Annotated in this window: 22 protein-coding genes; 12 read left to right on the top strand and 10 right to left on the bottom strand. The window is 59.2% G+C overall.

The window, feature by feature from the left end; genetic code table 11:
* Positions 1–186 precede the first annotated feature (186 nt).
* Positions 187–1359 carry an MFS transporter gene (locus M2368_RS09885; RefSeq protein ID WP_426733508.1) on the top strand — a complete coding sequence of 391 codons (1173 nt, stop codon included), beginning with the start codon at positions 187–189 and terminating at the stop codon, positions 1357–1359.
* 127 nt (positions 1360–1486) lie between these two features.
* On the top strand, positions 1487–1930 hold the full coding sequence (locus tag M2368_RS09890; protein ID WP_105656265.1) for a DUF4190 domain-containing protein: 444 nt from the start codon (positions 1487–1489) through the stop codon (positions 1928–1930).
* 113 nt (positions 1931–2043) lie between these two features.
* Here the strand turns inward: M2368_RS09890 and M2368_RS09895 are convergent, their stop codons facing one another.
* Positions 2044–2592 carry a YceI family protein gene (locus tag M2368_RS09895; protein ID WP_105656264.1) on the bottom strand — a complete coding sequence of 183 codons (549 nt, stop codon included), beginning with the start codon at positions 2590–2592 and terminating at the stop codon, positions 2044–2046.
* Between the two features lie 221 nt (positions 2593–2813).
* Here M2368_RS09895 and M2368_RS09900 point away from each other — a divergent pair, with 221 nt between their 5' ends.
* The gene (locus M2368_RS09900; RefSeq protein WP_166650780.1) at positions 2814–2972 is read left to right on the top strand and encodes a hypothetical protein; all 159 of its coding nucleotides are present in this window, start codon (positions 2814–2816) and stop codon (positions 2970–2972) included.
* A 149-nt stretch (positions 2973–3121) separates the two neighbouring features.
* On the opposite strand, the gene M2368_RS09905 is transcribed toward M2368_RS09900, so the two are convergent.
* The 4 genes from M2368_RS09905 to M2368_RS09920 are packed head-to-tail and all read right to left on the bottom strand — an operon-like array spanning position 3122 to position 6717.
* The gene (locus M2368_RS09905; protein WP_498724404.1) at positions 3122–4099 is read right to left on the bottom strand and encodes a glycine betaine ABC transporter substrate-binding protein; all 978 of its coding nucleotides are present in this window, start codon (positions 4097–4099) and stop codon (positions 3122–3124) included.
* Positions 4096–4824 carry an ABC transporter permease gene (locus tag M2368_RS09910; protein WP_105656263.1) on the bottom strand — a complete coding sequence of 243 codons (729 nt, stop codon included), beginning with the start codon at positions 4822–4824 and terminating at the stop codon, positions 4096–4098. Before M2368_RS09910 ends, M2368_RS09905 begins: the two co-directional genes overlap by 4 nt.
* Positions 4821–6083, bottom strand: a complete 1263-nt coding sequence (locus M2368_RS09915; protein WP_105656262.1) for a betaine/proline/choline family ABC transporter ATP-binding protein — start codon at positions 6081–6083, stop codon at positions 4821–4823. Before M2368_RS09915 ends, M2368_RS09910 begins: the two co-directional genes overlap by 4 nt.
* A complete protein-coding gene (locus M2368_RS09920; protein ID WP_105656261.1) occupies positions 6076–6717 on the bottom strand; it encodes an ABC transporter permease in 642 nt (213 codons plus the stop codon). Before M2368_RS09920 ends, M2368_RS09915 begins: the two co-directional genes overlap by 8 nt.
* A 220-nt stretch (positions 6718–6937) precedes the next feature.
* On the opposite strand from M2368_RS09920, the gene M2368_RS09925 reads away from it, so the two are divergent.
* The 4 genes from M2368_RS09925 to M2368_RS09940 all read left to right on the top strand — a co-directional run bounded on the left by M2368_RS09925 (position 6938) and on the right by M2368_RS09940 (position 10798).
* Positions 6938–7795: a fumarylacetoacetate hydrolase family protein gene (locus M2368_RS09925; protein WP_105656260.1), complete on the top strand. Its 858-nt coding sequence runs from the start codon at positions 6938–6940 to the stop codon at positions 7793–7795.
* Positions 7796–7906: 111 nt separating this feature from the next.
* Positions 7907–8968 (top strand): GTP-binding protein, encoded by a 1062-nt coding sequence (locus tag M2368_RS09930; RefSeq protein WP_105656259.1) that lies wholly within the window; start codon positions 7907–7909, stop codon positions 8966–8968.
* Positions 8958–9080: a type B 50S ribosomal protein L36 gene (gene ykgO / locus M2368_RS09935; protein WP_081461171.1), complete on the top strand. Its 123-nt coding sequence runs from the start codon at positions 8958–8960 to the stop codon at positions 9078–9080. The genes M2368_RS09930 and ykgO overlap by 11 nt, the downstream gene beginning before the upstream one ends.
* Positions 9081–9307: 227 nt before the next feature.
* The gene (locus tag M2368_RS09940) at positions 9308–10798 is read left to right on the top strand and encodes an alanine/glycine:cation symporter family protein (RefSeq protein ID WP_105656258.1); all 1491 of its coding nucleotides are present in this window, start codon (positions 9308–9310) and stop codon (positions 10796–10798) included.
* 86 nt (positions 10799–10884) lie between these two features.
* Here M2368_RS09940 and M2368_RS09945 read toward each other — a convergent pair whose 3' ends face one another.
* Positions 10885–11730, bottom strand: a complete 846-nt coding sequence (locus M2368_RS09945; protein ID WP_105656257.1) for an HpcH/HpaI aldolase/citrate lyase family protein — start codon at positions 11728–11730, stop codon at positions 10885–10887.
* 608 nt (positions 11731–12338) lie between these two features.
* On the opposite strand from M2368_RS09945, the gene cycA reads away from it, so the two are divergent.
* Complete coding sequence (gene cycA / locus M2368_RS09950; RefSeq protein WP_498724405.1) at positions 12339–13820, top strand: D-serine/D-alanine/glycine transporter; 1482 nt, start codon at positions 12339–12341, stop codon at positions 13818–13820.
* Between the two features lie 24 nt (positions 13821–13844).
* Here the strand turns inward: cycA and M2368_RS09955 are convergent, their stop codons facing one another.
* The 3 genes from M2368_RS09955 to M2368_RS09965 all read right to left on the bottom strand — a co-directional run bounded on the left by M2368_RS09955 (position 13845) and on the right by M2368_RS09965 (position 16120).
* Complete coding sequence (locus M2368_RS09955) at positions 13845–14252, bottom strand: DUF4262 domain-containing protein (protein WP_181148764.1); 408 nt, start codon at positions 14250–14252, stop codon at positions 13845–13847.
* A gap of 73 nt (positions 14253–14325) precedes the next feature.
* Entirely contained in the window at positions 14326–14769 is a 444-nt protein-coding gene (locus M2368_RS09960; protein ID WP_105656254.1) for a DUF4262 domain-containing protein, read from the bottom strand.
* A 175-nt stretch (positions 14770–14944) separates the two neighbouring features.
* Entirely contained in the window at positions 14945–16120 is a 1176-nt protein-coding gene (locus tag M2368_RS09965) for an NAD(P)-dependent malic enzyme (RefSeq protein ID WP_105656253.1), read from the bottom strand.
* A 380-nt stretch (positions 16121–16500) separates the two neighbouring features.
* On the opposite strand from M2368_RS09965, the gene M2368_RS09970 reads away from it, so the two are divergent.
* The 3 genes from M2368_RS09970 (at position 16501) to M2368_RS09980 (ending at position 19131) form a co-directional block, all read left to right on the top strand.
* Positions 16501–16890, top strand: a complete 390-nt coding sequence (locus M2368_RS09970; protein ID WP_105656252.1) for a helix-turn-helix domain-containing protein — start codon at positions 16501–16503, stop codon at positions 16888–16890.
* A complete protein-coding gene (locus tag M2368_RS09975; RefSeq protein WP_402741613.1) occupies positions 16887–17765 on the top strand; it encodes a hypothetical protein in 879 nt (292 codons plus the stop codon). The genes M2368_RS09970 and M2368_RS09975 overlap by 4 nt, the downstream gene beginning before the upstream one ends.
* Positions 17766–17895: 130 nt before the next feature.
* Positions 17896–19131 (top strand): aminotransferase-like domain-containing protein, encoded by a 1236-nt coding sequence (locus M2368_RS09980; RefSeq protein WP_402741612.1) that lies wholly within the window; start codon positions 17896–17898, stop codon positions 19129–19131.
* 127 nt (positions 19132–19258) lie between these two features.
* On the opposite strand, the gene M2368_RS09985 is transcribed toward M2368_RS09980, so the two are convergent.
* Positions 19259–20191 (bottom strand): LysR substrate-binding domain-containing protein, encoded by a 933-nt coding sequence (locus M2368_RS09985; protein WP_332594975.1) that lies wholly within the window; start codon positions 20189–20191, stop codon positions 19259–19261.
* 72 nt (positions 20192–20263) lie between these two features.
* Here M2368_RS09985 and M2368_RS09990 point away from each other — a divergent pair, with 72 nt between their 5' ends.
* Positions 20264–21322: a YeiH family protein gene (locus M2368_RS09990; protein ID WP_332727528.1), complete on the top strand. Its 1059-nt coding sequence runs from the start codon at positions 20264–20266 to the stop codon at positions 21320–21322.

Consider the following 21322-nt stretch of genomic DNA (forward strand, 5'->3'; position numbering starts at 1 on the left):
GCGCTGCCGCTGGACGCGACCGGTGAGTTGGGCGAATTCTTCGCTCAATTCATGACTGAATCACCAGTAACTGCCTAGCTGCCGATGCGTCATCTGCCCGTGGCAGCTGTCATCCAAAACAGCATCAGCGGGCAGATTCTGATTACATGGATAGGCAGGCGGAAGATTCTCACTTGAAGGGCCGGGATGGAGAAACAACAGGACCTTCGGATTTCGGTACGCACCATTCCCGATTCGGCTTTGCGCTTCGTCGGCTTCCTCTCCTTCTTCGACCGCTATGGCACCCCTCCCATGCTGGTCGCACTTTCGCTGGGTACATCGCTCAGTTTCGCCCAAGCCGTCCAACTGGTAGCTTCCTATGCCTTGTTCTATGCCATAGGCCAGCCGATCTGGGGCGTGCTTAGCGATCGTTTCGGGCGTCTTGCGGTATTGCGCGCGGCGCTCATCGGCGCTTGCCTCGGCGCGGTCGCCAGCATCATGTTCACCGACTATTTGCCGCTACTCATTGCCCGCTCCGTCACCGGGTTCATGTTCGGCGCACTGTATCCAACCCTGATGACGCTCCTGGGCGATACCCGTACCGGGGTGGAACGCGCTCGCGGCTTATCTGATTTGCAGATCTATTCCTCGCTGGGCACCACCCTGGCGACATTAGCTTCAGGAGCATTGGCAACATACGCGAACTGGCGGCTGGTGTTCCTGTTGCCTGCACTGGGTTGCGTAGCGGCCCTGTATAGCTTGCGGAAGGCGGCAGAGCCCGAGCATTCGCGTTCCGGATTCAAATTCCGTGCAGCTTTGCGTCCCATGAATTTGGCCCTTTATGCCATCGTCTTCCTCGAAGGCGGGCTGCTCATGGGATTGCTGACCTATATCGTTCCCGCCTTGCAAGAATCCGGTGTCGCTATTGGCTTGGCAGGAGCGCTAGGTTGCGCTTTTGCCCTGGGAGTCATTCTGGGTGCACGCTTGATGCGCCGATTGGTGGCACGCATTGGCCGAACGTGGCTTATTGGGGGTGGCGGCCTGGTGCTTTGCGCAGCTTTCCTCCCCTCGGCGTTCGCTCCCTCCCCTGCCTCCTACACCTTCACCGCGTTCTTCCTGGGTGCCACGAACGCGATCATGCACTCATCAATGCAGGGGTGGGCGACCGATATCTCGCCTGACGCGCGGGCCACCACCGTTTCACTGTTCGTTTTTGCCCTGTTCGCGGGGGCATCTGCGGCGACCTACCTAACTGCAGATCTAGCGCAGAATGGCCACTACGGCCAGATCTTCGGAATCGGCTTGGCACTGAGCCTATTACTTGTGGCGGTGGCGACTGGCACTCATGCGCTGTGGCGCAGAATGCATCCAGCCAGCTGACTTCACTGGCAGGTAGGGGGCATTCTGGCATTGCAGAGAGTTCTTCTAGAGATTAGATGTTATTGCCGGTTGCATGTGAGAATCTTGAATTAAGCGAACGAGCCTCACAAGCGGAAAGCAGGTTGCCATGACCAGTCCAGGCGAAGAACCACGAAACCCCTATTCTTCAGGGCACCAGGGTCAGAACCGGCAGTACCAGCAGCCTGGTTCCTACGATCTCAACGGCGTCCCGCAACAGCCTTACTACAATCAACAGGCACATGGCCAACCGGGCCAGTACCCCCAGGGCAACTTCGGCTATCCGACAGCATCCCAATTTCAAGGCACCCAGCTGGCACAGACCTCGATGATTCTTGGCATTGTGTCCATCTTCGTTGCAGGCGTGATCCTTGGCCCGATTGCTATTTTCAAGGCCAATAAAGCCGAAAGGGAATTCAATACGGTATCCACGGTCGGCAAAGTGACCGGTTGGATCGGCACCATTTTGGGCGTGCTCTGGATCGTGTATGTCGCATTCCTTGTCATCGGTGCTATCGCATTTTCCGTGGACCCGTCATTCAGCGGGTCCTAGGCACTTCTTCCCTCCACTTTAACGACAAAGCCTCCGGCTCACTTTCGTGAGCCGGAGGCTTTGCCGGTATCGGCCCTTGTCCCGTCATCCCCATGACGGCCTTCGGGAAACTTTTACTCTGCGGTTGGCAGTACGAACGAAGCGTCGATTTCGATCTTGACCTTGTCGCTGACCAGAACGCCACCGGCTTCCAGTGCTGCGTTCCAGGTGATGCCGAATTCCTTGCGGGAGATGGTCGTGGATGCGAAGAAGCCAACGCGGGTTGCACCGAAAGCGTCTACAGCTTCGCCGCCGAGCTCTGCTTCGAATTCAACTTCCTTGCTCACGCCGCGGATGGTCAGATCGCCAACGAGAATGAACTCGCCAGCCTCGCCCTTGACCGCAGTGGACTTGAAGGTCATGGTTGGGAACTGCTCGGCGTTGAAGAAGTCCTCGCCCTTCAGGTGGCCGTCGCGGTTAGCGTCCTTGGTGTTGACCGATGCGATCTGGACGGTTGCCTCGACCGAGGAGTCCGCCAAGGTTGCGCCGGTGGTCAGGGTTGCGTCGAATTCAGTGAAGCTGCCGCGAACCTTGGAGATGCCTGCGTGGCGAACCGAGAAGCCGATCTCGGAGTGCGATGCGTCGAGGTTCCAGGTTCCGGTGGTCAGTGCAGATGCAGTCATGTCTAAGTCCTTTCGTCGGGCCATCAAGTAGTTGACGCCTCAATTTGTTTTGCTGATACCAGTATGACACTAATGAAGTTGAAGCGTCAACCACTTTCCCTAAAAAAGTTTCATCTGGCTATTCAAGAGATCCGTATTTTGATACTGACTAGGAAAGTTTCTACTGAAGTCATTTTTCATGCACCCCTTTACTCAGACGCGTACATGGCTAGACTGAGGCCATGAACGCAAATGACCCAGTTCCCGATCATGCCCAAGAAGAAGCCGAGTTATCCGCAGAGCTAGAGGAAATTTGGCAGGAAGAATCCATCACTACCGCTGCCACGACCGAAATCGCCGATGAAGTCGACGGCGAGCTAGGCACCCGGAACCAGCAATAGGTAGATGGCCTCCACCTATTTCTATCCTGCAAGCAAATCCATCCGAGAGAAACCAATCCCCAGTGAATCCTCGGCGACATTGAAATGGATCCCCGGCATCGCGATGCCGGGGATCCATTGCTTAATCCATGCAGTTTTCGTTGCCTCGGTTAGGGATTGGAGACCAAGCCTTGGCCAACCATCCATTCGAAGGCAACATCCGCCGGTTCACGGCCAACCACGTCCACCTGGTAATTCAGGTCCATCAAGACCTGATCAGTCAGCAACGGAGCGATCTTGTCCATGATCTGCTGGATTTCCGGGTGCTTTTCAAGGAATTCTCCGTTGAAAGCCGGGGCGGCGTTGTAGCTTGGGAAATACTTCCGGTCATCTTCCAGCACGGTCAAGTTAAGCGCCTTGATGCGCCCGTCAGTGGTGAAGACTTCACCGAAGTTGCACGCGCCATTAGCGGTTGCCTGGTAAATGGCACCCACGTCGTACAGACCGATATTGTCCTCAGCCACTTCTGAACCACGGTCGATATCGTAGTGTTCCAGCATTGGAGTCAGACCGTCTCGACGGGAATTGAATTCCGGGTCGACGCAGAACGTCAGATCTTCGGGGTCCAGCGTCTGCAGTTCGGAAAGCTTGGCGATACCCAGCCGCTTGGTCGTTTCTTCGTTCATCGCCAATGCGTAGGTGTTGTTCAACGGTGCCGGATTTCCCCAGATAATTCCATTGGCAACATCCTCATCGTGCACCGACTGCCACTGCTCTTCTTCACCCACAACAGGTGATTCGTGGCCCAAGTAGGTCAGCCACGCGGTACCGGTGTACTCCCAGAGCACGCTCGCGTCGCCGGAAAGCAGCAACTGACGTGCCGGCTGGGAGCCAGGAACATTGGTCAGGTCGGTGACGTCGTAGCCGGCGGCCTTGAGCGCGATCACGGTGATCTTCCCCAGCAGCAGCTGCTCGGTAAAGGACTTGGACGTGACGGTCACGGTGGTGTCTTCAGCGTTTTCGACCAGCGGCTTGATCTCGGCGGGGCCGGCATTGGGCACCGTCCCGGTCGATGGGCTTAGTCCGCACCCGGTCATTCCGATCAGGGCGGCCATGGACAAGACAGCTAAATTCAGTTTGCGGTTCACGAAAGTCCTCTCGGTCGTGCCACCTGTTCGACGACACGGCCAAGCCAGTCAATCGTCAAAGCCAGCAAGGCCACTAGCAACGAGCCGGCAATCAGCACCACATTCAGGTTCAAGTTCACACCCGTAGTGATCAAGATGCCCAGCCCGCCGCCGTTGATAAAGGTCGCCAACGTGGCGGTGCCTACCAGCAGCACCAGGGCTGTGCGGATGCCCGATAGCATCACCGGGACGGCCAACGGCAGCTCGACCTTCAACAGCACGGACATCTGGCTCATGCCGATTCCCCGCCCGGCCTCCACCAGGCGTTCATCAACCTGCTGCAGGCCAACAATGGTGTTGGAGAGCACCGGAAGAATCGCATAGATCACCAGTGAGACAATGGCAGTTTTCGGGCCGAACCCCAACCAGAAGGCCAAGAGCACGATGACGCCAATGGCGGGTGCGGCTTGGCCGAAGTTGGCAATGGCGCGCACCGCCGGGGCTGCCTTGCGCAGTCCGGGGCGAGTGAGCAGCACGCCGAGCGGAATCGCGATCAGCAGCACGATGAGCGCCGAGATGACCGTGATGTTCAGGTGGTCGAGGGTGTAGCCCCAAATCGTTGCCGGATCCAGCGTTTGCTGTTCGGTCTCGGTCAGGTCGGCTGTTACCAGCCAACCCACCAAGATGGCGAAAGCAGCTGCGATTCCGGCGATCTGCCAAATCAAGCTGCGGGTTTCGGATCTCATGCCGATTCACCATCCTGCCCGGTGGCCGCACTATCGATATTCACGACGTTGATGGCACCCGAGTTCAGGCCAACCGGCGCCTCGTGATTAGCATCCGTGGTGTTGTTCGCGGCCGCGATCGCCTCCATGACGGTCTGCACCGTGATGACACCCGTGAGCACATCACGGCGTCCCGTTACCAGGGCCGACTCGGAACTGGCCACCAGCATGGTGTCCAATGCGTCGTTCAAGGTGGCCTGCTCACCGACGACCGGCATGGATTCATCGTAGGTACCCTCGATGATCTGGGCACGCGACAGTTGCCGGCGGTCCATGCGGCGCAGCGGACGTCCCCGCGAATCAAGCACTACCGCGTATTTGCGTCCGGCGCCCTGCAGCTGCGAGAGCACCTCCGAAGCATTCTTGCCCGGTGTGGTGGTGATGGCTTCTCCCAGTTCCACTTCGTTCACCCGCGTCAGGGTCAGCTGCTTCAAGCCGGCACCCGAACCGATGAAGTTCTCCACGAACTCGCTGGCCGGATTGGCCAGGATCCTTTCTGGGGAGTCGTACTGCTCCAGCTGCGCGCCTTCGTTGAAGATCGCAATCCAGTCGCCGAGCTTCACCGCTTCGTCGAAGTCGTGGGTCACGCACACGATCGTCTTCTGGACTTCAGACTGGATGTTCAGCAGCTCATCCTGCAGACGCTGGCGGGTAATTGGGTCAACTGCACCGAATGGCTCATCCATCAGCAAGACCGGTGGATCCGCTGCCAATGCACGGGCGACGCCCACACGCTGCTGCTGGCCGCCGGAGAGCTCCTTGGGGAAACGGTCCCGGTAAAGTTCCGGATCCAGCGAGACGAGTTCCAGCAGCTCGTCGACGCGGGCAGCGATCTTCTCCTTGGGCCAACCCAGCATCTTTGGAACCATGGCGATATTGGTCGCCACGGTCATATGCGGGAACAGGCCGCCAGCCTGGATCACATAGCCAATGCGGCGGCGCAGTTCATCACCGTTCATGCCGGTGACATCTTCGCCGTCAATGACGATCTTGCCGCTGGTCGGCTCGATCAGGCGATTAATCATCTTCAGGGTGGTCGTCTTGCCGCAGCCGGATGGCCCCACGAACATCACGATGGACCCGGCAGGGATCTCCAGGGTCAGGCCGCCTACGGCCGATTTCTTTTGTCCCGGGTAGGTCTTGGTTACTTCTTCAAGCATGATCGAAGCGCCAGTGACATTCTGGGCCACGGCATTTTCAGGGATCTTATGTTCAGACACGGATACCTCGCGGGGTAGTCAGTCGGCCAATGCCGAGCAAAATCAAATCAAGGATGAGCGCCAGGATCACGACGCCAACTACGCCGGTGATCACGGATTCCAGGGAGTTCGCGCCGCCCAGACGCGAGAGTCCTTGGAAGATGAACCCGCCGAGGCCAGGACCCAGGGCGTAGGAGACCACTGCGGCGACGCCCATCACCATCTGGGCTGAAATTCGTACGCCAGTCAGGATCACCGGCCAAGCTATGGGAATTTCTACTGATATCAGAGTCTTCAGCCGGCTCATGCCGATGCCGCGCGCTGACTCGATAATGGTTGGTTCGATGTTGTTCAGCCCAACGATCGCGTTGCGCAGAATTGGCAGGGCGGCGAAGAACGTCACCACGATGACTGCCGGAGTAACCCCGAAGCCCACGGGGACAATAAGCAAACCGATCAGGGCAAAGGACGGAATAGTCAGGCCGATGGCGCTAATGCCGTTAGCCAAGCCTGATAGGGGCTTGTTGCGGTATACCAATACGGCAATCAGCACAGCAATAATTGTCGCCAGGATCAAGCACTGCGCGACTAGCGAGAAGTGCTGCCACGAGGCGAAGAGGATATGGCGAGATCGCTCGCCAAAAAAGTCACCCACATTAAAACCTGCTTCACTTTAGTTTCGTATCTAGATCGTTATTTCAAGACTGGTCTCTGGGACCGTAGCTTGCCATGAGTTTAGCCGGGTCAGCGGAGCATGGCCAAGCCACGTTTTCCAGATCAAAGCTCTGGCTCGGCCGTATTTAAGGCCAATTGCTATCAATTGCCGATCACGAAATATGGTGCACTTTCAGCGAAAAGTGTAGTGAGATAGATTCATGAAACTTGCAACGCTCCGCCTCGCCAGCGAACCAGGCCATACCACCGCTGCTGTCATTGAAGATGGCCGCGCCTACTACTTGGACAACCTCGATTCAGTGCAGCGTTTCCTGCGTCTTGATGACGCAACTCAGCAAGAAGTAGTTGCTCGCGCTTTGGTGGGTGATTCCATCGCCGAGGGCGAAGCCGACTACGCTCCGCTGATCCCCAAGCCGGAGAAAATCTACTGCATCGGTTTGAACTACAAGACGCATGCGGCCGAGGTCGGCGAAGACCTGCCGAAGTATCCGACGGTGTTCGCGAAGTTCGCTTCCACCCTATGCGGCGCCAAGGACACCATCGAAATTCCAGTGGAAGACCACCGGGTGGACTACGAAGCAGAGCTGGCTATCATTATCGGCAAGCCGGGTCGCCGCATCAGCCAGGAGGATGCTGCCGCGCATATTGCCGGCTACGCCGTGGCCAGCGATGTGTCGATGCGCGGCTACCAGGGCCGCACCCAAGAGTGGCTGCAGGGCAAGATCTGGGATCGTTCCACTCCCCTGGGCCCGTGGCTCGTGACCCCGGATGAGCTGGATCCCGCCGCCCGCATTACCAGCACGGTCAATGGCACCGTGGTGCAGGACGAACAGATCGATGATCTGATTTTCTCGGCTGACGCCTTGGTTTCCTACCTCTCGACATTCAATGAATTGCAGCCAGGCGACGTCATCCTGACGGGTACGCCCTCTGGTGTTGCGTTAGGCCGCCGCGACGAGAATGGGCGTCACCCGTGGCTCAAGCACGGCGATTCACTTGAAACTTCGATCGAAGGCCTGGGTACCTCTGCGGTAGTTTTCAACGCGCCGCAGAACTGATATTCCTTGTCGCTTCCGGGGGCCTGTCCGCATTGGCGGGCGGGCCCCCGAGGCGTTAAGCCCCGTTCCCAATTTTGCTATTGAGACTCATTCTCATATAAGCTTGAACGCGTGAATCTCATCGTTCTCTCCGCACTTGATACTTCCAGCCGCGACTCCGGCCTCAGCCACCTGGGACACCACCATCCTGACGCCGTCATCTTGCGCTATGACTTCGTCGACGGCAATCGGCTGGTGCGCCACGTCTCCGGATCTGCAGCCGCAGAACATGCCGAAACCGTTCTTGGGCACCCCTGCATCGGCTGTGCCACGAAGTTCGAGATCCTGCCGACGATCCAACGCCTGGCCCCCGAAGATTCCGAGGCCACAATGATCCTGGCGTTGCCCGCCACATGGCATAGCGGAACAGTGCTGGACATGCTCGGGACAAAGCTCGAACCACTGGAAATCCGGATCAGCAGCATCGTCTTGTCCCTGGATCCCGCCGAATTGGAAAACCAGATGTGGGACCGGCACACCCTCTGGGAATCGGGATTCAACGCCATGGAACGCGATGCGAGGACGTCGGGAGAGTTCTTCTTCACCGAATTGATGCAGGCAGATACCCTCATTCCGGTCGAAGGCCTGGAAACCCAGCTGCTCGAAAGCGCCACCGGTCCACGACGCGCTGGCGGCGCCGACTATGAAGCCGGCCTAGAATTAGCTCGGCAGATGGCACCGCATGCGCATATCTGCGTGCACGAAGAAGGACTCGGCTCCTTCCACCCCGGAGCAGCGCGCCAACGCACCAGCGCCGGGCACCTGCCGCGAACAGCAACCAATGCCCGCACTGCGCCGATCCACCTGCATGCCGAACGTCCGCTTCATCCCGAGCGCTTCCGCAAAGCCCTGCCGTCCCTGGCTGAATCCTGCACCTGCATCCGCGGAATCCTCTGGGTGGCTAGTGCCCTCAGCGAGCGCGTCGCCATCGGCGGAGCCGGTCCGCGCATCTGGATGGAAAACACCGGAGCGTGGAATTCGAATATCGCCGTCTCGGAATTGCTGCTCTACGGATCCGAACACGAAGCTTCGCAGATCGAGACGGTCTTCGAGCAATGCCAGGTCACCGAAGAAGAACTCAAGGACCTGTTCAGCTCCGCACATCATGAAGGAGGTGAATGGCATGAAAGTTAGGAATTCCATCCGCGCATTGAAGAAGGCGCCCGGCTCCCAGGTGGTCAGACGACGAGGTCGCGTCTTCGTGATCAACAAGCAAAATCCGCGCATGAAAGCGCGGCAAGGCTGAAGCCCGGAAATTGCCGGCGTCCACTTCGGTGGATGCCGGCAATGCGGCAGCCAGCCCGAGCCCCGGGCCTGATCGTGAAATAAAGTTAACAAACCGGACATGGCATCCGCCAGCGCGCTTTGTGACACAGTTCTCCCCTTGCCATATGATGGCACTCACATAAGGGGATCGGCTTCTCGCCTGAAACTCTTCATCATCAGTCACTCGCACATAAGGATATTGAGTCCATGGACGCTTTGGGCGATCTCTTCGGGGACATCTCCTCCGTCATTTGGGGACCGTTTGTCCTCATCCCGCTACTTTTGGGTACTGGCCTGTACCTGACCATCCGCTTGGGTGGCCTGCAATTCTTCAAGCTCGCTGCCGCATTGCGCCTGGGCCTGCTCAAGCGCAAGGATGCCGAGGCAGAAGGCGACATCTCGCAATTCCAGGCACTGACCACAGCGCTGGCGGCCACTGTCGGAACCGGTAACATCGTCGGTGTCGCAACCGCCATCGGCATCGGCGGCCCAGGTGCCCTGTTCTGGATGTGGGTCACCGGCCTGCTGGGCATGGCATCGAAGTACACCGAGGCCTATCTCGGCGTGCGTTACCGCGGCACCGACGCCGCAGGCGAAAAGTCCGGCGGTCCGCAGTACTACCTGGAACGCGGCATTAAGGGTCCGCTGGGCAAGTTCCTGGCCCTGTTCTTCGCCATCGCCGCCACCCTGGCCTGCTTCGGCATCGGCAACATGACCCAGGGCAACTCCATCGCCCTGAACTTGGAGAATTCGTTCCACGTCACCCCATGGGTTACCGGTGTCGTGCTGACCGTGCTGTCGATCGCTGTCCTGGTCGGCGGCATCAAGTCCATCGGCCGTGTCACCGCTGGATTCGTTCCGGTCATGATCGTCTTCTACGTGGCCGCATCGATCTACATCCTGATCGCTAACGTCGGCGGCATTCCTGCAGCTTTCGGCGAGATCTTCACCGACGCCTTCACCGGCACTTCCGCTGTTGGCGGCTTCGTCGGCTCGGCCATCATCATCGCTGTCCAGTACGGTGTTGCCCGCGGCATCTTCTCCAACGAATCCGGCATGGGTTCGGCTGCTATCGCTGCCGCGTCGGCACAGACCACCCACCCGGTTCGCCAGGGCCTGGTCTCCATGACCCAGACCTTCATCGACACCATCATCGTTGTTACCTGCACCGGCCTGGTCATCATCACCACCGGCACCTGGAAGGTGATCGATGAATCCACCGGCGAGCAGATCTCCGCTGCGCTGATGACCGGCCAGGCATTCACCCACGGCCTGCCTGGTGAATGGGGCCACTGGATCGTGACCATCGGACTGGTCATGTTCGCCTTCTCCACTATCTTGGGCTGGAGCTACTACGGCGAGCGCAACATCGAGCGCCTCTTCGGCCGCAAGCTCGTGATGCCATTCCGCATCGTCTTCTCGCTGGTCGTCTACGTAGGCTGCACCACCGAGCTGACCGCCGTTTGGAACTTCTCGGACATGATGAACGGCCTGATGGCGCTGCCGAACCTGATCGGCCTACTGATCCTCTCGGGCATGGTGGCTCGCGAAACCCACTGGTACCTCAAGCATGACCCGAAGCTGGAAGCCAACAAGGCGCAGATCGAGGACTTCATGAATGATCGTCCGGGTTGGGCTGAATGGAAGGCTGGCGACGTCGTCGGTTCCTCTCGCAACCGCGGTGCCCACGAGGCATAGGCACCGCAAGCTAAAAGAACCCGTTCAGCATCTGATTGATTCCAGATGCTGAACGGGTTCTTTGCTGTTGGAAGACAGCTAAAGGCTTAGGCGTTCCACAGGCCGTAGGAGTCGGCCAGGTCGGCGATCTTCTGGGCACGGGCCAGACGCGGCAGGTATGAGCCATCGCCCACCGAAGCGCCGGCGGCGTGCGCTTCGAGCAGTTCCATGGCCCAAGACAGCTCGTCTTCGCTGGGTGCCAACGCGGCGTTAATGCCATCTACATGATCGGTGGACAACGACAGCTTGCCGGTCATGCCCATGGAGGCGGTGATGCGGGTTTCTTCGGTCACCTTGGCGGCATCGGCGCCTGCTGGTGGAGGTCCGTCGATAGCGCCAGGCAGCTTGCCTACACGCGAAGCGATCACGAGCCGGCCGCGTGCGTAGGCCAGTGCCATCGGGTCGTCGGAGACGCCCGTGTCCTTGCGGAAGTCGTTGATGCCGAACGCCAGGCGGAAGGTACCCGGGGCCGAAGCGATCTGCGTGGCGTTCTCGATACCCAAAGCGGTTTCGATCAAGGCCAGGACCGGAGTGCCCGCGCGCAGCCTCATCGCGCTGTAGGTAACCTGTTCAGGCTGCTCGGTCATGGCCAGCATGATTCCACGCAGGCCGGGAGTTCCCGACAGCGCGGCAAGGTCATCGGCCCAGAAATCAGTGTCAATGCCGTTGACGCGCACCCACGCAGTCATGCCATTGGAGAGTGCTCGCACTACGTTGTCGCGAGCCTGGATCTTCTGGTCGTCAGGAACGGCAGCTTCCATGTCAAAAATCACCGAGTCCGCTTCACAAGCCAGTGAAGGAGCGAAAGTTTCCTCCTTGGCCGCATTGACCAAGAGCCAGGAACGGGACAATTTTGCAGGAAGAGCCGCAGCTCGACGATTTCGGAATGCCATACGTCCTACACTACTCACTCGGCCCTCCAAGCTTCCACTGGCCATGTACAGTATTTGCTTCAAGTGAACCGAAAGGCGCGGAATGCAGCACTGGAGCAGTCCGGATGCACGGCACCAACCTGAACCGGGTAGCCTTCTGCGCAGTGGAGCTGAGCATGGATGCAGTGTTGCCTGCGGCGCTCCACGGGCTCCCGCGTTCTGCCATTTCCGAAGTCCTACCGCAGGCTGGAAACGCGGGAATTGATCATCGGTGGTTCTGATTCTGCAGATCAACTGCCTCCCGCTAACTCCATTCGCCGGAACCGGAGGATTTCCTTCGCATAGTTTCCCGCGGCTTCATTCTCGGACACAGGCTGCCACCCGGAGGTCCAGCAGCAACCAAATGTCCCATTCAAGTGCAGGTTCTGCCCATCTGGCCACTGCGCGAAGCAGCGGACTACCTACCCGAATCCAGTGGCGTATAACCAACTTCACAACTGTTAAGCTTGCTCGCAGTCCAGGGTGACGAACAAATATAGCTGGTCAATATATCTGCGATAACCTCTTTCAGCGGTCTCGTTCTCCTTCGAAGCAGGCCGTCTCCTTCGAAAAACCGAAGGGATCTGCTCATGAAAGGTGCAGCCGTGGCGAACGATTCCGCGCAACTGAAAACCGTTTCCGATGGAACGAATCTTGAGCGCGGACTGTCCAGCAGGCACATCCAGCTCATGGCGATCTCCGGAGCGGTCGGCACCGGATTGTTCATGGGCTCCGGCAAGACCATTTCCGCTGCTGGCCCGTCGGTCATCTTCGTATACATGATCATCGGCTTCATGCTCTTTTTCGTCATGCGTGCCATGGGCGAGATCCTGCTCAGCAACTTGAACTACAAGACCTTCGCAGATTTTGCCGGCGATCTCTTGGGACCTTGGGCTGCCTTCTTCACCGGCTGGACCTATTGGTTCTGCTGGGTCGTCACCGGCATTGCGGACGTAGTCGCGATCGCCCAGTATGTCGCCTACTGGTGGTCCGAGATCCCGCTATGGCTCCCGGCGCTATGCTGCATCCTGCTATTGGTCGGGCTGAACCTGCCCACCGTCAAGGCTTTTGGTGAAACCGAGTTCTGGTTCTCATTGGTGAAAATCGTTGCAATCCTGGCATTGATCGTTTGCGGCTTGGCAATGATTGCCACCGGATTCAGTTCTCCCGAGGGAGACACCGCCTCTTTCGCCCACTTGTGGGCGCACGGTGGCATGTTCCCCACTGGTTTCATGGGCTTCGTCGCAGGCTTCCAGATCGCCGTTTTCGCCTTCGTCGGCATTGAATTGGTAGGTACGACTGCGGCTGAAACCAAGGATCCTGAAAAGAATCTCCCGAAGGCCATCAATTCCATTCCGCTGCGCGTGATCCTGTTCTACGTCGGTGCCTTGACCGTCCTGATGGCCGTCACCCCCTGGTACAAGTTCTCCGCTGATGCATCGCCATTCGTTGGCATGTTCTCGATGGCTGGCTTGGCCGCAGCTGCAGGTCTGGTCAACTTCGTCGTGCTGACGGCCGCCGCTTCAAGTGCAAATTCCGGAATCTATTCGACATCGCGCATGCTGTACGCCCTGTCGCAGGATGGAGATGCTCCGCAGAAGTTCAGCAAGCTTTCTGCCACGCAGGTGCCACGCAATGCGTTGCTATTCTCCTGCATCTTCCTTCTTGCTGCCGTCGTGCTGTTGTACGCGGGTGACTCCGTAGCCCAGGCCTTCACGTTGGTGACCACGGTGTCTGCCCTGTGCTTCATGTTCGTCTGGTCAATGATCCTTATCAGCTATTTGGCCTTCCGCAAGCGCCGCCCGCAGCTGCATGATGCCTCCAAGTTCAAGGTCCCCGGCGGCATGGGAGCCCCCTACATGGTCCTAGCCTTCTTCGTATTCGTCCTGTGGGCATTGACCACGCAGGCCGATACGCGTGCTGCGTTGCTGGCTACGCCCCTGTGGTTCCTTGTAGTTGGAATGTTCTACCTGAAGGTGCGCAAATCCGATGGCCATCAGGCCCTGCGCGCAGCACATCGGGCAAAAGTCCGCGCGGAGAACGAGGCCGCTGCAATCCATCGGCGAAGCTAGGCCCTTTGCAAAGGATGCCAAGGCCTAATTGTGCCGGGCAACTACATATTCGTAAGGGATATCCCGGCCGACGAGTAAGACTTCTAGCAACCCCAGGCTTTCTCCGTACCTCTGATAAGCCAATGGCACCTGCTTGCGGATTCCGGTACTGATCTTGGAGAAGTACAACAGTGTTCCGTCCTTCCAGCGGCCGGTGTGCCCGTGGGCGAAAACCTCATTCCATTCCAGCACGGACGCAGAAAATCCGTTGAGCATCTGAATGCTGTCATCCATGTCCAGCCCTCGAACAAGGAATTCTGGGTGCCCGATGCGACTCAGGCCAACGGTGTAGGCAAGCGATGGGCTGATCCGGTCCGACTCAACAAAAATCACTTCATGTCCGTAGTCGCGGATCCGCTGGTCGATCAGGGCTTCCAGTTGCTTGCGTGTCATGCCATTGCACATATCGCACATGGTCAAGTTCCTTTCCTCTGCCTGCTCATCTTTTGACGATGCGGCGCAGTTCCTAGTGAGCCGACTGTTGCTGGATCACGGCGAAGTCCCTGGGTTCCGTGCAATGCAGAGTTCTTATCGGGATGTCGCCAAGGATCAGACTGGTGAGGGGAAGAGTGTTCAGTTCCGCCTCTGGCTCCGAGAAAATGAGCTCGCTAAATAGCGATGTGTTGTGGGTACCTTCGGAAAAGACTTGTCCATGCTCGACGACTTGTGATGCCAGATGCGTGAGAAGCCCAAAAACATCATCTTCGTCTCCACCGATACTGACGATTTCAGGATGCCCTCGTTTCGCCAATCCCAGTGTGTACCCCAGGACCTGTTGCTGCCTTGCCATAGTGCTGAGCACTACGGCATACCCCTTCTCTGATATTTCGCGCAGCGCAACAACGCCAAGTAGCTGCATTTCGGGCAACGAGCTGCGGACACTGAGATGGACGCCTTCAGGATTACTCATCGCATTCCTCCTTGGTTGATCTGATGCCAGCAAGTGTGGCGCGAATTCATCGCCCCGGCAGGAACTTTCTACGATTGTGGATATCCCGAGACAACGGCCTCAGAATAGGCCGGCGCATGAAAAAAGCACTGCCCGCAACGAGTCGTTGCAGGCAGTGCTTTTTCGCCAGCTTCTTCTACTTGGCTTTTTCTGCTTCCGCAGCCACAGCCGCGGCAACAGCAGGCATCACGCGGTCATCAGTTGCCGAAGGAATGATGTAATCTGCTGCCAGATCATCGCCAACCAGGTTGGCAATGGCATGGGCCGCGGCGACTTTCATGCCCTCGGTGATCTTCTTGGCGCCCGAGTCCAGGGCGCCGCGGAAGATGCCCGGGAAGGCCAGCACGTTATTGATCTGGTTCGGGAAGTCGCTGCGGCCAGTGGCCACCACGGCCGCATACTTCGCGGCAGCATCCGGCATGATTTCCGGGGTCGGGTTGGACAGCGCGAAGATGATGGCGTCCTTGTTCATCTTCGCCACGGCAGCTTCTTCGAAGGTCGACGAGGAAAGTCCTACTACGACATCCGCGCCGTCCAGTGCCTCGGCCAGGCCACCCATGACATCTTCACGGTTGGTGCGGCTGGCCAGGTCGGCCTTGACCGGATTAAGGTCGTCTCGATCGCGGTGGATGGTGCCACGCGAGTCGAGCACGATGACGTCATCCACGCCGGCCGAAAGCAGCAGGTTGGTGACGGCGACGCCAGCCGAACCGGCACCGGAGATGACGACCTTCAACGAGCTGATGTCGCGCTTGGTCTGGCGGGCCGCGCCGATCAGAGCTGCCAGCACCACCACCGCGGTGCCGTGCTGGTCATCGTGCATAACAGGGATATCCAGCGCCTCGATCAGGCGCTTTTCGATTTCGAAGCAGCGCGGGGCGGAGATGTCTTCCAGGTTCACGGCGCCGAAGCTCGGACGCAGGCGAATGACGGTTTCGACGATTTCATCGACGTCGGTGGTGTCCAATACCAACGGGATCGAATCCAGACCGCCGAATTCCTTGAACAGGGCGCTTTTGCCTTCCATGACCGGAAGCGAGGCAGCCGCACCGATGTTGCCCAGGCCCAGCACAGCGGTGCCGTCCGAAACGACAGCGACCAGACGGGAGGCCCAGGTGTGGGTGGCGTGCTTGGCTGGATCATCTGCGATGGCCTGGGATACCTTGGCGACACCCGGAGTGTAGGCGATGGACAGGTCGCGCTTGGTGTTCAGCGGCATTTGCGATGAGACGGAAAGCTTGCCGCCAAGATGGGCGTCGAAAATCTCTTCGTCGGTGATGGCGGACAGGTCTTTAGTGGATTCAACAGACATTGAATAGCTCTTCTTTCAAGAAAGTTCTGATTGACGAAAACGCAGTACCCACGAAATTGGTGGCAGAGCGTAGGAACGCGCATGACCATTCATCCGACCGCAATGGAGCGTGACCCACAGGCAATTAAGGAGGGCGTCAGGCTTCCATGTACACAATTCCCAGAGGGGCTCCGCCGGGTGAGGCTGAAGGATCCGTCATGGTGTGCCGGAAGATGGCTGGTCAGTACTTTCTTTAGACCTACGTTTTCCACCATACGGGAACCGCTTGGCGCTGTACAACCCCCATTCGTCGCATCTGTGTCATAAAGGAGTTGCGACAGGCAGTCCATTTGCAGCGTCATGAGGTGCACCCGAAGGACATCTCAGGCAAAATAAGGGCCATGGCATCACCGACTTCAGCACTGGGCAGGGTCCGCACCTTCGAGGCGTTAGATGAGAAGACCACCGCGCGGCTACGCCGCGCGCTGGACGAGTCGGATGACACGACCGTGTTCGTCAACGGCACCGCGTTGAAGTTGCCCAAAGAAGCGCACCAGGCGCTGATCGAGGTGCTTTCACGGTTTGCAGATGGCGAGTCCGTCAGCATCGGCACACCCGAGCTGCTCCTTAATACTTCCCAAGCAGCCCAAATGGCCGGAATCTCCAACAGCTACCTGCGCAAGCTGGCCGACGCCGGGATCATTCCAGTGGAATACCGCGGCACCCATCGCCGCATTCGCCCAAGCGCCATCCAGCAGTGGCTGGATTCCCGCACCGAAACCGAGAAATGAGCCAACCAGTCAGCGAATCCGCCAGCGCCCCGCAGGAGGTCGTTTGGTGGGATCGCCTGCTCATCCGGGTCCCGGGCTATTCCCTGTTCGCATGGCTGGGCGCTTACGGCATGTACCAAGCCGGGGACATTACCTTGGGTACCGCAGCGCTGCTCTTTTTCGCCCTCGCCCTTCCCTTGCTGGCCGGTTGGCAGATCTTCCAGGTCCTGCGCAGCCGCCGGCGCATCCAGTTATGGCGAAACGCCCAGCGGATCTCCCAAGGCAGTTTGGGTGTTCCCAACGTGGCCGAAATCCGCGCGAAGCTCGACCGGATTATCAGCATCCGGGCTCATGGCCCGGAACCGAAGAAGCCACGTTTCGGCGGCCTTGCACTTTTCGCAATGATCCTCGGGATCGCCGGGATAGCCATCACTGCGGGAATCTTGCTGGCGAAGCTTGGCCTTGCCGGCCTGTCGACGTTCGTCGTTATCGGCTTGCTTGTGGTTGCCCTGCGTCCGTTGCAACTCATGGGCGTCCAGAACCGGGCGTACCGAGCAGTGGTTTCTATTCCCAGGAAGATCGCCGAGGTTCGCAACCTGGTGGTGCGGGAGCGCCAGGTTTCCAGCGGGCAACGCAGCACGCAAGCTGCCGACAGTGCGCTGGATTCGTCCCTGATGATCATCGATGCTGCCATTGCCCAGTTCCGGTCCGGAAAATTCCGGGCCTCGGCGGACTGCGTCGATTTGCTGGTCCTCCTGGCCGGGCAGTGCTGGCTGCCCGGCAGCAAGCCCCGAATTCTAGCCGAGACACTTCATAGCCGCGTCAATGCGGCACTGGGCCAGCTGAGTATCGAGGAACGCAACGCCTCGCGCTGGAGCAGAGAATCACGTTGCTGAAAGCGCAGGTCTTGCCAAGCCTTGAATTTCCTGCTGGAATACCAAAGTATTCTATTTGAAAACAATTCTTGTGCCGCACCCAGCGCAGGAACCCCGCTCCCCCGCCCCGGGAGCCTTGCCGAGGAGAACCATGACCACCGCATCAGAATCGCTGACCACTTCGCACGAATCCTTGCTATCCGAGCGCGCGGCCGGAATCAAGCAGTCCGCGGTGCGCGACGTATTCGAGCTCTCCTTGGACCCTTCCCTGGTATCCCTGGCCGGAGGCAACCCCTACCTGCAGCTGCTCCCGCTGGAAAAGGTCGGTGAAATGGCCCGGCGCATCATCGTCGAGCAGGGTCCCGAAGCATTGCAATACGGCTCCGGACTTGGCACTCCTGAACTGCGTGCACAAATTATCGATGTCATGGCAGCTGAAGGCATCACGAACGTGGGGGTCGAAGATGTCGTGGTCACCAACGGCTCCCAGTCAGCACAGGACATGGCCTGCAAGGTCTTCTGCAATCCCGGAGACACTGTGCTCTGCGAAGATCCGACCTATGTCGGGGCCCTGAATACCTTCGAGGCCTACCAGGTGTCCGCCCGCCCCGTGGGCACCGATGCAAATGGCTTGATTCCTGACGCCTTGCGTGCGCGCATCGCCGAATTGCGCGCCGCCGGCGAGCGCATCAAATTCCTCTACACCATCCCGAACTTCAACAACCCATCAGGGATCACTCTGGCGGCCGAACGCCGCCAGGAAATCGTGGACATCTGCCGCGAAGCCGGCATCCTGATCCTGGAAGACAACCCGTACGGAATGCTGCGCTACGAGGGAACCCCTGCGCCTACCCTGCGGAGCCTGGACCCGGAAAACGTCATCTACATGGGTTCCTTCTCCAAGATCTTCGCGCCCGGCCTGCGCATCGGCTGGGCAGCGGTCCCGACCCACCTTTTCCGCCGCTTCTACCTGGCCGGCGAGGCGGTAGCCCTGTGCCCACCGACCTTGAACCAGATGATCATCAGCGCCTACCTCAACGAGCATGATTGGAAGGGGCAGATCACCAAGTACAACGACCTGTACCGTTCCCGCCGCGACGCGATGCTCGAAGCATTGGCCAAGTACCTGCCGGCAGGCGTCACCCATACTCGTCCCGAAGGCGGCTTCTTCGTTTGGTTGACCTTGCCTGAAGGCATTGACACCTACGCGTTGCTGCAGCAGGGCGTGAAGGCCGGGGTCATCTTCATCCCAGGCGCGGCATTCAGCCCGAGCGGCCAAGCCGACAACAAGCTGCGATTGGCTTTCTGCTCCGTTGACGAGAAGACCATCGACGAAGGCGTCCAGCGACTGTCGGGCCTGCTCAGCAACGAGATCTTCAAACTCTAAGTCCGGAGGCTTGTACCGGGAGCTCACGGCCCGGTACAAATGGCCGCCCTTGCATCCTTGATGGGAAGCTTGCTGTCCGCCTCCTGGCCAAGTCCGCACAGTTCCAAGCCGGGGCCTGGATCTCCGGCTAGCCCTGCGCAATCCGTGATTCCACGGAAATCTCAAGCAGCTTCTGCTCGGTCGCTTTCAAGACACGGTGCGCAGGCCATATCGCCCGCAGCTCGCGCAACAGCGCCGGCCCATCAAACGGGATCTCGACGAGCAGCCCCTGCTCCAACTGGCTCTCTACCGCCAAATGGCTGAGCACAGCGGGCCCCATTCCGCGCGCCACGCACTGGCAAATCGTTGCGTTCGAGTTGAAGACAGCGACCGGATTCGGGCGTTCGGCATGGGCAATGTAATCCAAGAATGCCCGGGTGCCGGAGCCTTCCTCGCGTTCTATCAGCGCCGTGCTTTGCAATTCGTGCAGGCTCAGCGGTTCCTTCCGTTGTGCCCAAGCATGTGAAGGCGACGTGACCACGAGCATTTCATCGTGAAGTACCTGCCGGCTTTTCAGGCCCAGAGGAATGTGCGGGGTTTCCACGAATCCTAGTCCCAATTCCTCCTGCTGCACTGCACGAATAACATCTTGGGAATTCATGATCTTCATTCGAGGGATGACTCGTGGCAGGGCACGATGCAGTAGTCCGATCCAATTTGGCGCCAAGAATTCAGCCACCGTCATGCTGGCTCCGAATTCCAGCTCTCCCTCTCCGGTTTCAGCCAGCGAGCGCGCGCCAGCGGCGAAGGTTTCCAGGCTGTCCAGGACTTCACGAGCCCATTGGACGGTCAGCACTCCCTCTGCGGTCAAGCGCGATCCGGTGGTCTTGCGTGCCACAAGCTGGTATCCCAGCCGGCGCTCCAACGTTTTCAATGCGCGGGTGGCATTTGGCTGCGCCATCCCGGCCGCACGGGCACCGGCGCTCAGGCTCCCGTGATCGGCGATGCCGACCAGCAACTCCAATGAGGAGGGTTGAATCCAGCGGGCAATGTCTTCGAGAGATGACGAGCTGCTTTCCATATCATGATCATATGTCCGCGATAGCAAGAAGTGGCATACCGCAATTCTCCAAACCGGAGAACAATTATTTCCATGCACGACTCCACAAGTCCCGTCAAAGAATCTGCCACCTCCAAACGTGACCAGTCCGGACATCGAAAACCTGCTTCGCGTTTCGCTCCGGCTCTTCCGGGACTGCTCCTCTGCCTTGCCGCCGGCATCTTGTGCATGTTCGCCAGCCGCTACATCCATGGCCTGAGCGCCCTGCTGCTAGCTATCCTGCTCGGTGCGCTGTGGCGCAATCTTGCCCCGGTCCCGCAGGCTTTTGCCCCCGGCACGGCAATTGCCGGCAAGAAGCTGCTGCGCCTGGGCATTGTGCTGCTGGGCTTGCAGCTCTCGCTGGGCACCATCCTCGGCCTGGGCCCCGGGGTACTGCTGGTGGTGGCTCTCTCGGTTGGCATCACGTTCTTGGCCACCTTGTGGATCGGCAAGAAGCTCGGCATGGATCTGCCGCAGCGCCTGCTCATCGCCACCGGCTTCTCCATCTGCGGTGCCGCCGCGGTCGCAGGTGCCGAGAATGTCGTCAAGGCCAAGCAGGATCAGGTCGCCACCGCGATCGGGCTGGTAGTGCTCTTCGGGACATTGATGATTCCGCTCATGCCCGCGGTGGGCTTGCTGCTCGGGCTGGATGAACGCAGCATCGGCATGCTCATCGGCGCGTCCACCCATGAGGTCGCACAAGTCGTCGCCGCCGGCGGTTCGGTAGGTGCCGGCGCCTTGGCCGTGGCGGTGACCGTCAAGCTGGCCCGGGTGGTCCTGCTGGCTCCAATCATTGCCGGCGTCGGCGTCTTCATGCGGCGGCGCCAATCGGTGCAAGGCGGCAAGAACCCGCCACTGGTGCCGCTGTTCGTGCTCGGGTTCCTGGTGGCAATGCTGCTGCGCACCACCGGGCTGGTTCCCGAGGCGTGGCTTGCAGCTGCGGCCAGCGCGCAGACGCTCCTGCTTGCCGCGGCCATGTTCGCCTTGGGGCTCGGGGTCCACCTGCGCAGCATCGTAAAAACCGGCGGACGTTCATTGCTGCTGGGGTTGCTGTCCACCTTGGTGATCATCGCCGTGTCGATCGGCGGAACCCTGCTGTTCCCGCCGGCCTAG

The organism is Arthrobacter sp. JUb119 (assembly GCF_024807995.1).
Taxonomy (GTDB): Bacteria; Actinomycetota; Actinomycetes; order Actinomycetales; family Micrococcaceae; genus Glutamicibacter.

What these genes read in the sequence shown, in the direction of transcription:
- M2368_RS09960 (WP_105656254.1), bottom strand. Translation starts at nt 14,769, where the DNA reads ATGAGTAATCCTGAAGGCGTCCATCTCAGTGTCCGCAGCTCGTTGCCC.
- M2368_RS09985 (WP_332594975.1), bottom strand. Translation starts at nt 20,191, where the DNA reads ATGGAAAGCAGCTCGTCATCTCTCGAAGACATTGCCCGCTGGATTCAA.
- M2368_RS09955 (WP_181148764.1), bottom strand. Translation starts at nt 14,252, where the DNA reads ATGACACGCAAGCAACTGGAAGCCCTGATCGACCAGCGGATCCGCGAC.
- M2368_RS09910 (WP_105656263.1), bottom strand. Translation starts at nt 4,824, where the DNA reads ATGAGATCCGAAACCCGCAGCTTGATTTGGCAGATCGCCGGAATCGCA.
- M2368_RS09885 (WP_426733508.1), top strand. Translation starts at nt 187, where the DNA reads ATGGAGAAACAACAGGACCTTCGGATTTCGGTACGCACCATTCCCGAT.
- M2368_RS09900 (WP_166650780.1), top strand. Translation starts at nt 2,814, where the DNA reads ATGAACGCAAATGACCCAGTTCCCGATCATGCCCAAGAAGAAGCCGAG.
- cycA (WP_498724405.1), top strand. Translation starts at nt 12,339, where the DNA reads ATGAAAGGTGCAGCCGTGGCGAACGATTCCGCGCAACTGAAAACCGTT.
- M2368_RS09980 (WP_402741612.1), top strand. Translation starts at nt 17,896, where the DNA reads ATGACCACCGCATCAGAATCGCTGACCACTTCGCACGAATCCTTGCTA.
- M2368_RS09990 (WP_332727528.1), top strand. Translation starts at nt 20,264, where the DNA reads ATGCACGACTCCACAAGTCCCGTCAAAGAATCTGCCACCTCCAAACGT.
- M2368_RS09890 (WP_105656265.1), top strand. Translation starts at nt 1,487, where the DNA reads ATGACCAGTCCAGGCGAAGAACCACGAAACCCCTATTCTTCAGGGCAC.
- M2368_RS09895 (WP_105656264.1), bottom strand. Translation starts at nt 2,592, where the DNA reads ATGACTGCATCTGCACTGACCACCGGAACCTGGAACCTCGACGCATCG.
- M2368_RS09945 (WP_105656257.1), bottom strand. Translation starts at nt 11,730, where the DNA reads ATGGCATTCCGAAATCGTCGAGCTGCGGCTCTTCCTGCAAAATTGTCC.
- M2368_RS09975 (WP_402741613.1), top strand. Translation starts at nt 16,887, where the DNA reads ATGAGCCAACCAGTCAGCGAATCCGCCAGCGCCCCGCAGGAGGTCGTT.
- M2368_RS09925 (WP_105656260.1), top strand. Translation starts at nt 6,938, where the DNA reads ATGAAACTTGCAACGCTCCGCCTCGCCAGCGAACCAGGCCATACCACC.
- M2368_RS09970 (WP_105656252.1), top strand. Translation starts at nt 16,501, where the DNA reads ATGGCATCACCGACTTCAGCACTGGGCAGGGTCCGCACCTTCGAGGCG.
- M2368_RS09965 (WP_105656253.1), bottom strand. Translation starts at nt 16,120, where the DNA reads ATGTCTGTTGAATCCACTAAAGACCTGTCCGCCATCACCGACGAAGAG.
- ykgO (WP_081461171.1), top strand. Translation starts at nt 8,958, where the DNA reads ATGAAAGTTAGGAATTCCATCCGCGCATTGAAGAAGGCGCCCGGCTCC.
- M2368_RS09940 (WP_105656258.1), top strand. Translation starts at nt 9,308, where the DNA reads ATGGACGCTTTGGGCGATCTCTTCGGGGACATCTCCTCCGTCATTTGG.